We start from the raw sequence: 12,223 nt of genomic DNA, 5'->3' as shown, positions 1-12,223 counted from the left end.
ATAGCAGCGCCTGCTGGCAGGCCGGGCCTTTCCCGTTCCTGCCCGCCTTACATGGCCCCACCTGGACGACATCCCGGCTGGGGCGGCCAACATCCTCGTTTTCGAAAGGATATGCCCGATGTCGATTACTGCGGAACGCAAGACCGAACTCATCCAGGAATATGCGACCAAGGCCAATGATACCGGCTCGCCGGAAGTCCAGGTCGCCATCCTGTCCGAACGGATTGCCAACCTCACCGAGCACTTCAAGGACCACAACAAGGACAACCATTCCCGCCGTGGTCTGCTGAAGCTGGTTTCGACCCGCCGCAGCCTGCTCGACTACCTCAAGAAGGTGGACGAGAACCGCTACAAGGTGCTGATCGAAAAGCTCGGCCTGCGTCGTTAGGACGTCAAAGTTTCCGGCGCGGGAGAGCCTCTTCCGCGCCGGTTGCCCTTTTTGGGGGCAGCCATGGGCCGGCGGCGCCGGAGCATGGCAGGATTATCGGCCTCTTCCGCGGCGGAGAGGCTCATTGTCTTGTCCATGTTCTGTCCCGCCACAGATGCAACCGTGCCTGATTTTGAGCCGGCGCGCACATGGGGTGCGAGGCCGTGTGCGGGCACACCGGACGAGTTCGTGGGGCCCTGCCCTGCCCGCGTTCCTGCTCCTCCGGCAGAATGGAAAGACGAAATACATGTCGATCAAGTTTGATCATCACAAGGTCGAGCTCAATTGGGGCGGCCAGCCGCTGACCCTCGAAACCGGCAAGATCGCCCGCCAGGCCGACGGCGCCGTGCTCGCCACGCTGGGCGAGACCGTCGTGCTGGCCACCGTGGTCAGCGCCAAGACCGCCAAGCCGGGCCAGGACTTTTTCCCGCTGACCGTCAATTACCAGGAAAAATACTTCGCCGCCGGCAAGATTCCGGGCGGCTATTTCAAGCGCGAAGGCCGCCCGAGCGAGAACGAGACCCTGGTCTCGCGCCTCATCGACCGCCCGATCCGCCCGCTATTTCCCGATGGCTACAAGAACGAGACCCAGGTGGTCATCACCGTTCTCCAGCACGACATGGAGAATAATCCCGACGTGCTCTCCATGGTCGCGGCCTCGGCGGCCCTGACCATTTCCGGCGTACCCTTCATGGGCCCGATCGGCGCGGCCCGCGTCGGCTATGTCGATGGCGAATATGTCTTGAACCTGCCGGTCGACCGCCGTTCCGACAGCAAGCTCGACCTAGTCATGGCCGGCACCCAGGACGCGGTGCTGATGGTTGAATCGGAAGCGCAAGAGCTGTCCGAGGACGTGATGCTGGGCGCCGTGATGTTCGGCCACAAGGCATCGGCCCAGGTGATCGAAGCGATCATCCAACTGGCCGAGCTGGCCGCCAAGGAGCCGCGCGAATTTGCCGCCCCGGACCTCTCGGCGCTGGAAACCGAAGTGCTGGCAATTGCCGAAGCCGATCTGCGCGCCGCCTATCAGAACACCGAAAAGGCCGCCCGCTACGCTGCGGTCGATGCCGCCAATGCCAGGGTCAAGGAAGCCTTTGCCGCCAAGATCGAAGCCGGCGAAATCTCCAAGGAAGACCTCGGCGAGGTGGTGCACAGCCTCCAGGCCAAGATCGTGCGCTGGAATATCCTGGATACCGGCAACCGTATCGACGGCCGCGATCTGAAGACCGTGCGCCCGATCACCTCGGAAGTCGGCGTGCTGCCGCGCACCCATGGCTCGGCCATCTTCACCCGCGGCGAGACCCAGGCGCTGGTCGTCGCCACGCTGGGCACCGGCGAGGACGAGCAGTTCATCGACTCGCTCGAAGGCACCCGCAAGGAAAACTTCCTGCTGCACTACAACTTCCCGCCCTATTCGGTCGGTGAAGCCGGACGCATGGGCTCGCCCGGGCGCCGCGAGATCGGCCATGGCAAGCTCGCCTGGCGCGCCATCAACCCGATCCGGCCCTCGATCGAGGAATTCCCCTATACGATCCGCATCGTCTCCGAGATCACCGAATCCAACGGTTCGTCCTCGATGGCGACGGTCTGCGGCACCAGCCTGGCGCTGATGGATGCCGGTGTGCCGATGAAGCGGCCGGTGGCCGGCATCGCCATGGGGCTGATCCTGGAAGGCGAGAAATTCGCCGTTCTGTCGGACATCCTGGGCGATGAAGATCACCTGGGCGACATGGACTTCAAGGTGGCCGGCACCGAAGCGGGCGTTACCAGCCTGCAGATGGACATCAAGATCGCCGGCATCACCGAGGAGATCATGAAGATCGCCCTGGCGCAGGCCAAGGATGGCCGTATCCATATCCTGGGCGAGATGGCCAAGGCGCTGTCGACGTCGCGCGGCGAAGTGGGCGAGTTCGCTCCCCGCATCGAGACCCTCAAGATCCCCACCGACAAGATCCGCGAAGTGATCGGCACCGGCGGCAAGATCATCCGCGAAATCGTCGAAAAGACCGGCGCCAAGGTCAATATCGAGGATGACGGCACGGTGAAGGTCTCGTCCTCGGACGGTTCGCAGATCGAGGCCGCCATCAAGTGGATCCGCTCGATCACCGACGAGCCGGAAGTGGGAGCCATCTATCAGGGCACTGTGGTCAAGACCGCCGATTTCGGCGCCTTCGTGAACTTCTTCGGCGCCAAGGATGGCCTGGTCCACATTTCTCAGCTGGCCGACCAGCGCGTCGCCAAGACCACCGACGTGGTCAATGAGGGCGACAAGGTCTGGGTCAAGCTCCTGGGCTTCGACGAGCGGGGCAAGGTTCGCCTGTCGATGAAAGTGCTGGACCAAGCGACCGGCAAGGAAATCACCAAGGAAGACGGCGCCGAATAAGGCAGCCGCCTACGACAGATTTGAGAAGGCCGGGTTCGCCCGGCCTTTTCTTTGCCCGGCAAAGCAGCTGTCGCTATTTTACCACAGTCCAGGCGGCGATCAAATTGTGGCGAGGAACTGCCGCATTCGCGCCACGTTAAGGATGACAAGCGTATCCAGGAAGCAGCTGCGCGGCAGAAACTGCGTCCGGCTTCCCTAAATGCCTGCCCCGAGGTTCCTGTATTGATTTCCCGCCGCCTGTTCCTGCTTGGCATTTCCGCCACCGCATTGTCGGCCTGTTCCACCACGCGGCGGCCCGCCGTGCAGGAACCGGTCATCGATCCCTATTATCTGCGCATGTATGGCGCCGTGCCCGGCGAGCCCTATATGGTCGCCGCCATGGACCTGCGGTACGTCGATCCGCAATGGTGGCGCCAGGAAGTGCCCTATTTCACCAATGAGCGTCCCGGCACTATCGTGGTCGATACGCCGGCGCATTATCTCTACCTGGTCATGGAGAACAACCGCGCGCTGCGCTACGGCATCGGGGTGGGCAAGGACGAGGCCCTGGTATTCCGCGGCGACGCCACGATCGGCCGCAAGGCGCACTGGCCGCGCTGGACGCCAACCCGGTCGATGATCGCCCGCGAGCCGGACCGCTATGGCCCCTATGCCGGCGGCATGCCGCCCGGCCCGGAAAATCCGCTTGGCCCGCGCGCCCTCTATCTTTACAAGAATGGTGCCGACACGCTGTTCCGCATCCATGGCACCACCGAACCCTATACGATCGGCACCAATGTTTCCTCGGGCTGTATCCGCCTGATGAACCAGGACATCATCGACCTCTATGCCCGCGTGCCCATCGGCGCCCGCGTCACGGTGATCAACTAAGGCCCGATTTCTTATTGCCGGCGGCGGACCATACCGTAGTCACCCGCTTCCGGCATCAAAAAGGCCCGTTCCGCAAGGAGCGGGCCTTTTCATTGACCTGGCAGGGCCGGCGACGGTTTCCCGGCGCTTCATCCTTCGGCAGGCTCAGGATGCGACAGGCTCAGGATGAGGCCGGCAAACAGAAAGGGGCGCGGCTCATGCCGCGCCCCTTGCCGATTTCGTCCCGCCAAGACCTTACAGCGTCCGCTGCACCGTCTCGACGCGGAAGCATTCGATGACGTCGCCGGCGCGGATGTCTTCGTAATTCTCGAAGGCCATGCCGCATTCCTGGCCCATCTGAACGTCCTTGACCTCGTCCTTGAAGCGCTTGAGCGTCTTGAGCTTGCCTTCGTGGATGACAACGTTGTCGCGCAGCAAGCGCACCCCGGCGCCGCGTTCGACAATGCCTTCGGTGACCCGGCAGCCGGCGACCCTGCCGACCTTGGTGATCTGGAAGACTTCGAGGATTTCGGCGTAACCGATAAAGGTTTCGCGGCGTTCGGGCGCCAGCAGGCCGCTCATCGCACCCTTCACGTCCTCGATGAGGTCGTAAATGATGTTGTAATAGCGGATTTCGATGCCGTCGCGATTGGCCAGTTCGGCCGCCTGCTTGTTGGCGCGGACATTGAAGCCGATGATGATGGCGTCGCTGGCCGAGGCCAGGGTCACATCGGATTCAGTGATGCCGCCGACGCCTGAGAACAGGATCTGGGCCGAGACTTCATCGGTCGAGAGCTTGTTGAGCGAAGCCACGATCGCTTCCACCGAACCCTGCACGTCACCCTTGATGATCAGCGGGAACTTGGAGATGCCTGAGGCCTTGAGCTGATTCATCATCTGCTCGAGGCTGGTGGCGCCGCCGCCAGCGGTCTTCTCGCGGATGGCGCGCTGGCGATATTCGGTGACCTCACGGGCCCGCGCATCGGACTCGACCACCGAGAAGCGGTCGCCCGCGCTCGGCACACCATTGAAGCCGAGCACCTCCACCGGCACGGAAGGGCCGGCTTCCTTGACCTGATCGCCCTTGTCGTTGATCAGGGCGCGAACCCTGGCGAATTCGGTGCCGGCGACGAGAATGTCGCCGATGGCCAGCGTGCCACGCTGCACCAGAACCGTGGCCACCGGGCCGCGGCCGCGATCGAGCTTGGCTTCGATGACCAGACCCTCGGCACGCCCGTCGCGGGCGACCTTGAGCTCGAGCACTTCGGCCTGCAGCAGGATGGTTTCGAGCAATTTGTCGAGACCTTCGCCGGTCTTGGCCGAGACCTCGACGTCGAGCACGTCGCCGCCCATGGTTTCCACGAACACTTCGTGCTGCAGCAATTCGGTGCGGACCTTCTGCGGATCGGCAGCAGGCTTGTCCATCTTGGTGATGGCCACGATGATCGGAACCCCGGCCGCCTTGGCATGCTTGATGGATTCGATGGTCTGCGGCATGACGCTGTCGTCGGAGGCCACCACCAGAACCGCGATATCGGTCGCCTGGGCACCGCGCGCACGCATGGCGGTGAACGCCTCGTGGCCCGGAGTGTCGAGGAAGGTGATCTTGGCCCCGTTCCGCTCAACCTGATAGGCGCCGATATGCTGGGTGATGCCACCGGCTTCGCCGGACACCACATTGGCATTGCGGATGGCGTCGAGCAGGCTGGTCTTGCCGTGGTCGACGTGCCCCATAATGGTCACCACCGGGGCGCGATCGGTCAGGTCCTCGGCCTTGTCGTCGGCCGGCAGGTCAAAGAGGCCCGCCTCGACGTCGGCTTCGGAGACGCGCTTGACCGTATGGCCCAGTTCCGTGGCGATCAATTCGGCGGTATCGGCGTCGAGCACATCGTTGATCGTCGCCATCTGGCCCTGCTGCATCAGCATCTTGATGACGGTGACCGAGCGCTCGGCCATGCGGTTGGCCAATTCCTGCACCGTGATGGCTTCGGGAATGGTCACTTCACGGCTGAGCTTGGGTGCATCCTGCTGACTGCGGCCCATCTTCTTGTCACGGCGGCGGCGCATGGCCGCCAGCGAGGGACCGCGATCCCGATCGTTTTCGGTGGTCGCGCTAGAAACTGTGAGGCGGCCACGGGCATTGGTGTCCTGACCCGAACGACGGGTCGGGCGCTCGGGCTGGGCGCGACTGGCGCGGCGCGCATTTTCCAGTTCCGCCGCAGTGGTCGGACGGTGCTGGGGCGCGCCGGTGCGAATCTTGCGGCCATCGGCCTCGCTGGGCGGGGCCGGCGGCATATTGCCGATCGGCGCCATGCCGGTGCCGGGACGGCGCTCGCCAGCCGGGCGGCCGGCAGTTCCAGCAGGACGGCGTTCGCCGGCCGGGCGGGCGCCGGCGGCGGGACGCTCGCCCTCGCCGGGGCGGCCGGTGGGGCGCTCATTGCGCTGCGGGCGGGGCGGCTGGCCGGGCCGGCCGGCCACGGTGCGCACACTGGTCGGGCCAGGATTGCGCTGGCTGGCCGGCACGAATTCCTCGCGCGGCGCCTCGGGCTCGGCCTCGCGGAACGTCGCTGCCTCGGCGCGGTGCGCCTCTTCGGCCTGGCGGCGTTCTTCTTCCTGACGCGCGGCTTCCTCGCGGATCTGCCGGCGGCGATTGTCTTCTTCGATGCGGCGCGCCTCTTCAGCGGCGAAGCGCTGGCTGTCCTCGGCCTGGCGGGCGCCGGCCAGGGCCAGAGCCTGACGCCGCGCCTCGGCTTCGGCCGCGCTCAAGCCGAGCGGCGCCCGGTTCTGCTGCTGCATCGGCCGGCCCTGACCGGGGCGACCGCCCTGGCCGGAACCCGGACCACCGGGACGTCCGCCGCCGCCTGCGCCCATATTGGGCTTGGGCACGATGCGGGTGCGCTTTTCCACGACCACCGTCGAGCGCGACGGTCCGCGCGACATCCCGCCGGGGCGGTTGCCCAGGCCAGCGCCGCCCTTGAGGGTCAGCGTCTTCTTGGCGCCGGTGTCGTCGGTGCGCTTGTCGTCGTTATCAGCCATACTTCCTATCGTCTTTCGTCCTGATCCGCGGGCAAAAGCACACCGGACGCCGCATTGCGGTCGGTGCACCCTTCCATCGGTTGGGCGCTGTATCGGGCCAGTCTCATGGCCTTGTCCACCGCCGATTGGGCTGCCGCCCCAGTCGTCAGGGCAGCATGTATCACATTTTCCAGTCCAAGTGCCAAATCCATTTCAGCACTTTGGAGCAATTCGAAATGCGGCAGGTCCGGGCCGGGGAGGCCGGCCTCGCGCCGCGCATGGTTGAGGGCCCGCAAGGAGCCCAGCATCTTGTTGCGTCCGTCCTCGGCCGCATCCTTCGCCGTCAGCAGCGCGATGGCCTGCCCGCTTTGCAGTACGCCCTTGACCTTGGTGGCGCCGGTGACGAACTGGCCGGCCTTGCGCGCCATGCCCAAAGCCGACAGCAGCCTTTGCCTGAGCCGCAATTCGGTCAGTTCGGCCAGATCTTCCGCCACCGTTACCGGCCCCTTGAGGCTGCGGGCGAAAGCCTTTTTCCTCACCGCCTCGGAAACCGCCTCATGGCTCAGCGTGATCCAGACGCCGCGCCCTCCGGCGCGAGCCTCGACATCGGGCACCAGCACGTCGTCCGGGCCGACGGCGAAGCGCACCAATGCCTCGACCGGCTTTTCAGTCCGGGTCAAGGCACAAGTCCTTATCATGTCCACGCGCCGGGCCAAAGCCGGGTGCTCCCAGAAGGCGGTCCTTAGACCGCCTCCTCCTCGGAATAGCCCTCTTCGCCCTCATCGGCGTGGGGCAGGTCCTCGGCGCTGATCCAGCCAGCCCTGATGCGGGCCTGCATGATCATGTCCTCGGCTTCCTCGCGGGAAACGGGGAAATCCTTGAAGGCGCCGTCATAGCGCTTGGTCTCGCCATCCTTACGTTCGGTCCAGCCGACCAGATCGTCGGCAGCGCAGCCGGCAAAATCCTCGACATTCTTGATGTCGTCACGGCCCAGGGCTGCCAGCATGGCGGCATTGAGCCCGGCAATCTCGTACAATTCATCGGAGACGCCGAGCGCGATGCGCTCCTCGTCGAACTTGCGGTCAATCTCGGCCAGATATTCGGCGGCGCGATTCTGGATTTCGGCGGCGGTCTCCTCGTCGAAGCCCTCGATCGAGGCGATTTCATTGCTCTCGATATAGGCCAGTTCCTCGACCGAGGAGAAGCCTTCCGAAGCCAATAGCTGGGCAACCATCTCGTCGACGTCAAGGGCCTGCATGAACAGGCTGGAGCGTTCGGTGAATTCCTTCTGCCGGCGTTCGCTTTCTTCCTGCTCGGTCAGAATGTCGATATCCCAGCCGATGAGCTGACTGGCGAGGCGCACATTCTGGCCGCGGCGGCCGATGGCCAGCGACAATTGCTCGTCGGGCACCACCACTTCGATGCGCTCGGCCTGCTCGTCCAGCACCACCTTGGCGACATCGGCCGGCTGCAACGCCGAAACCACGAGATCGGCAATGGAATCGGTCCAGGGAATGATGTCGATCTTTTCGCCCTGCAATTCGGCGACGACCGCCTGGACGCGAGAGCCGCGCATACCAACGCAGGCGCCGACCGGATCGATCGAGCTGTCATTGGACGTCACGGCGATCTTGGCGCGACTGCCCGGATCGCGGGCGATCGAGCGGATGGTGATGACGCCGTCATAGATTTCCGGCACTTCCTGCATGAACAGCTTGGCCATGAATTGCGGATGGGTGCGGCTGAGGAAGATCTGCGGGCCGCGCTGTTCGCGGCGCACGTCGTAGATATAGGCGCGGACGCGGTCGCCATAGCGGAACATTTCGCGCGGGATCAGTTCGTCGCGACGAATAATGGCTTCGCCCCGGCCCAGATCGACGATGACATTGCCATATTCGACGCGCTTGACCGAGCCATTGACGATCTCGCCGACGCGGCCGGTATATTCCTCGAACATGCGGTCGCGCTCGGCATCGCGCACCTTCTGCACGATGACCTGCTTGGCCGACTGGGCGGCGATGCGGCCGAATTCCATCGGCGGCAGCGGCTCGGTGAGGAAGTCGCCGACCTTGGCCTGGGGCGACTTGACCTGAGCGAATTGGAGATTGACCTGGCGGGACGGCTCTTCGACCTCGTCGACGATTTCCAGCAGGCGCCACATGCGGGTTTCGCCGGAGCGCGGATTGATCTCGACCTTGATCTCGGTCTCGGCGCCATAGCGGCCCTTGGCGGCCTTTTCCATGGCATCCTGCATCGCCTCGATCACCACCATGCGGTCGATGGACTTTTCGCGGGCGACGGCGTCGGCAATCTGCAACAGCTCAAGGCGGTTCGCGCTAACGGCCATTATCTTGTCTCCTTGGGAGCAATCGTTTCCGCCGCATCCTCGACCGTTCCGGTCTCCGGCTCGTCGGATGGGGAGATGTTTTCGTCGTCATTTTCGGCGCCGGCATATTCGACCGTTTCGGTCTCGTCGTCGTCGATTCTATGCAGCTCCTGGTCGGCGCGGGCCATATCCATGAGCTTGTCGGTCATGACCAGCTTGGCTTCGGCGATATTGACGAAGCCGAGCTTGTGGTCGGGGTCGGCGCCGCCCGGAGCATCAGGTAGGCGAATGGTGACGCCCTCGTCGTCCACGGCGGCGATATCGCCCCGGAAACGTTTGCGACCATTGATCATGTCCGCCAGTTCCACCTTGGCCTCGTGGCCGATATAGCGCTCGTAATCGCGCTTGCGCACCAATGGCCGGTCAATGCCGGGGGACGAGACTTCCAGGTGATATTCGCGGTCGATCGGATCTTCCACGTCCAGCGCCGGAGACAGGTCCTTGGACAGGGCCTCGCAATCGGTGATGGTGAAGCGGCCATGGGCGTCTTCGGCCATGATCTGCAAGGTGCAACCATTCTCCGGGGTGACCTTCACCCGCACCAGCGCAAAACCCAGATCATTGGCCACCGGCTCGACAATGCGGGCGATGCGGGCTTCGAGGCCCGTTTCCTTGATATAGCGCTTTTCCGCGAGATCAAAAGCCATGAGGTCCAGATAAACAAAAAGAGCGGGGGCCGGTCAGGGCACCCACTCTCGACATGAGAGCAATGATGTTGGCGTTCATATAGCGCCATGGCGCGGGAAAAGCAAGGGAAGAGCGGCCGCGCTACTTCTCCCAGGTCACATTGCCGACATCGGCGCCCGCCGCTTCCAGCAGGCCGCGTATGTCGCCGACCATCGCATCGGGACCGCAGAGATAGAAATTCCGTTGCAGGTCGGGGACATGGCGCCGGGTGAAATCGGCATCGATCCGTTCCTGCAGCAGCCGGGAGCGGGAATCGCCGGTGACGGTCCAGAGCACGTCCAGTCCGTCCATGGCCTCGAATTCGTCGCGCAGGATGATGTCCTTTTCGGTGCGGTTGGAGACAATGAGGCGATTACCCTTGAGCTTCCCGGTCGCCTGAAGCTGGCGCAGGATGGCGATGAACGGGGTCACCCCGGCGCCGCCGGCGATGAAGGTGCCCGGCCCCTTATACTGGATCGTCCCCCAGACGTCGCGCAGAATCAGCCCGTCACCGGGGCCCAGCGACCAGAGTTCGTTGGTGACGCCGGAATGGTCGAAATAGCTCTTGATGGTGAATTCGAGCCATTCGGCACCGGGCAGGCAGGTGAAGGTGAACGGGTGCTTCTCGTCCCGCCAGCCCTCGCGGTCGATACTGACTTCGGTAGCCTGGCCGGGTGAGAAATTGTAGCCTTTGGGCCGTTCGACCCGATAATGGCGGACATTGTGGGTGACGGGGATGGTGTCGAGAATCCTGACGCTGATCTGCATGACGAATGTTCCTTTTCGCCAATCAACGAGGGGCCGGGCAGCCGGTTGCATGGAGCGGATTCGCACAGTGCTTACAGTTTCCACAAGGAAACCAAGTGTCCTCGAACGCTGTTGATTTCCTCGGTCAAACCCTTGGACCGCCCCAGACGATTTCAAGTCCAAAAAAGCAATTAAGCGGCCTTGCAGCTTGGCCTGGGCGGGAGCATTTGCCTGTCATCACCACAAACAGAAAGGCTCCTCTCATGATCAAGAATAGTGTTGTCGCCCTGGTTACAGCTGCCGCCCTGGCCGGCATCGCCGTGCCCGCCATGGCCGAAGCCGCGCCGCTGTCCCCGCCGGCGCCGGTCGAAAGCGAAACAAGCTCTTTCAACGCCGATTATGTGCTCTATCAGCTGCAATCGCAGGGCGTGAACGCCAGTTCGGTTGAGCAATGGGGTTCCTATGTCCGCGCCTTCGTCACCGAAGATGGCCGCCAGGTCATGCGTCTTTTCGATGCCGATACGCTGAACCCGGCCAATATCTGACCGGACGAACCCGGCGCCGCCAGCCATGGCGGCGCCTGAACCTAGAACAGCGCGCTTTCATCGCTGTCGAAGCGCTGCCTGGCCGCTTCCACCGCAGGCCGATTACGCCGGGCGAAATTCTGCCAATCCTCGGCCAGGGCTAGCAATTCCCGGCCCAGATCGGTGAGATCATATTCAACGCGGGGCGGAATGGTCGCATAGGCCCGGCGCGAAACGAAGCCATTGCGCTCCAGTTCCCGCAGCGTCTGGCTCAACGATTTCTGCGGCACGCCCCCCATATTGCGGCGCAGTTCGTTGAACCGCATCGTGCCTTGGCGCAGCTGCACGATCACCACCAGCATCCACTTGCTCGGCCGCACCACGAGCAGGTCATTTTCGGGGGCGGACATGAGGCTTCTCCGGCAGGCATAAAGGTCGCATATGGGTCGCCTCTGCCCCAGGTCCAGAGAGGGGGCAACTTAAACCTTGTTAAGGTTGCGCCTCGGCCACACTGCGCTCGAAACGGAAATAGAAGCTGGTCATTCGCCCTTCACGGCGCGCCTTCTGCTCGTAGCGGGTCGGCTGCCAGCCCGGATAAGGCAGGTGCCAGCTGCCCGGCGCGTCCGGATTGAACGCGAATTCGGGAGCCCGCACGATATGGGCCAGGGTCCAGTTGGCGTAATCCTCGATATCGGTGGCGAAGTAAAACAGGCCGCCGGGCCGGATTACCCGCGCCAGCTCCGCCAGCGTGGTGGGTGAAACAAAGCGCCTTTTATGGTGGCGCGTCTTGGGCCAGGGATCGGGATAGAGCAGATAGACCGCGTCGATGGAGCCAGCGGGCAGAACGGTCAGCAGCTTCAGCGCATCGTCGGTGAAGAGCCGCACATTGGCCAGCGCGCCCGCCTCGATGGCCCCGACCATCTTGCCGATGCCGCCGGTAAAGACCTCGCAGCCGATAAAGCCGGTTTCCGGTTCTTCCGCCGCCTTGCGCGCCAGATGCTCGCCACCGCCATAGCCGATCTCGATGACGAAGCGCCGGGCATCGGGAAACAGCGTTTTCGGATCGAGTTCGCCCTCGAGCCTGATCTCCACCTGCGGCAGCAGATCGTCCACCAGGGCCCGCTGTCCGCCATGCAGCGTCTTGCCGGAGCGGCGCCCGAAAAAGGCGCGCGGCTCGCCGGAGCGGGTTTTGGGAAGTTCGTGGTCGGACATTGTCATCTGCTCGA

At 63.8% G+C, this 12,223-nt stretch carries 11 protein-coding genes; 4 read left to right on the top strand and 7 right to left on the bottom strand.

Features of this window, described 5'->3' with window-relative positions:
• Positions 1–118 precede the first annotated feature (118 nt).
• The 3 genes from rpsO to O9Z70_RS15800 all read left to right on the top strand — a co-directional run bounded on the left by rpsO (position 119) and on the right by O9Z70_RS15800 (position 3,680).
• Complete coding sequence (gene rpsO / locus O9Z70_RS15810; RefSeq protein ID WP_286020397.1) at positions 119–388, top strand: 30S ribosomal protein S15; 270 nt, start codon at positions 119–121, stop codon at positions 386–388.
• A gap of 286 nt (positions 389–674) precedes the next feature.
• A complete protein-coding gene (gene pnp, locus O9Z70_RS15805; protein WP_286020396.1) occupies positions 675–2,810 on the top strand; it encodes a polyribonucleotide nucleotidyltransferase in 2,136 nt (711 codons plus the stop codon).
• A gap of 222 nt (positions 2,811–3,032) precedes the next feature.
• Complete coding sequence (locus tag O9Z70_RS15800) at positions 3,033–3,680, top strand: L,D-transpeptidase (protein WP_286020395.1); 648 nt, start codon at positions 3,033–3,035, stop codon at positions 3,678–3,680.
• Positions 3,681–3,914: 234 nt separating this feature from the next.
• Here O9Z70_RS15800 and infB read toward each other — a convergent pair whose 3' ends face one another.
• The 5 genes from infB to O9Z70_RS15775 all read right to left on the bottom strand — a co-directional run bounded on the left by infB (position 3,915) and on the right by O9Z70_RS15775 (position 10,494).
• On the bottom strand, positions 3,915–6,695 hold the full coding sequence (infB, locus tag O9Z70_RS15795; RefSeq protein ID WP_286020394.1) for a translation initiation factor IF-2: 2,781 nt from the start codon (positions 6,693–6,695) through the stop codon (positions 3,915–3,917).
• Between the two features lie 5 nt (positions 6,696–6,700).
• Positions 6,701–7,354 carry an RNA-binding protein gene (locus O9Z70_RS15790; RefSeq protein ID WP_502870139.1) on the bottom strand — a complete coding sequence of 218 codons (654 nt, stop codon included), beginning with the start codon at positions 7,352–7,354 and terminating at the stop codon, positions 6,701–6,703.
• Positions 7,355–7,416: 62 nt separating this feature from the next.
• Positions 7,417–9,021, bottom strand: a complete 1,605-nt coding sequence (gene nusA / locus O9Z70_RS15785) for a transcription termination factor NusA (protein ID WP_286020392.1) — start codon at positions 9,019–9,021, stop codon at positions 7,417–7,419.
• Complete coding sequence (gene rimP, locus O9Z70_RS15780; protein WP_286020391.1) at positions 9,021–9,707, bottom strand: ribosome maturation factor RimP; 687 nt, start codon at positions 9,705–9,707, stop codon at positions 9,021–9,023. Before rimP ends, nusA begins: the two co-directional genes overlap by 1 nt.
• Before the next feature lie 121 nt (positions 9,708–9,828).
• Complete coding sequence (locus O9Z70_RS15775) at positions 9,829–10,494, bottom strand: ferredoxin reductase domain-containing protein (RefSeq protein ID WP_286020390.1); 666 nt, start codon at positions 10,492–10,494, stop codon at positions 9,829–9,831.
• A 242-nt stretch (positions 10,495–10,736) separates the two neighbouring features.
• Between O9Z70_RS15775 and O9Z70_RS15770 the strand changes: the two genes are divergently transcribed.
• The gene (locus O9Z70_RS15770) at positions 10,737–11,018 is read left to right on the top strand and encodes a hypothetical protein (RefSeq protein WP_286020389.1); all 282 of its coding nucleotides are present in this window, start codon (positions 10,737–10,739) and stop codon (positions 11,016–11,018) included.
• A 41-nt stretch (positions 11,019–11,059) separates the two neighbouring features.
• On the opposite strand, the gene O9Z70_RS15765 is transcribed toward O9Z70_RS15770, so the two are convergent.
• Positions 11,060–11,407, bottom strand: a complete 348-nt coding sequence (locus tag O9Z70_RS15765) for a winged helix-turn-helix transcriptional regulator (protein ID WP_286020388.1) — start codon at positions 11,405–11,407, stop codon at positions 11,060–11,062.
• A 79-nt stretch (positions 11,408–11,486) separates the two neighbouring features.
• On the bottom strand, positions 11,487–12,209 hold the full coding sequence (trmB, locus tag O9Z70_RS15760; RefSeq protein WP_286020387.1) for a tRNA (guanosine(46)-N7)-methyltransferase TrmB: 723 nt from the start codon (positions 12,207–12,209) through the stop codon (positions 11,487–11,489).
• Positions 12,210–12,223 lie beyond the last annotated feature (14 nt).

The organism is Devosia sp. YIM 151766 (genome assembly GCF_030285925.1).
GTDB lineage: Bacteria > Pseudomonadota > Alphaproteobacteria > Rhizobiales > Devosiaceae > Devosia.
The sequence above is the reverse complement of the archived record's forward strand: the minus strand, read 5'-3'. Positions and strand labels throughout refer to the sequence as shown.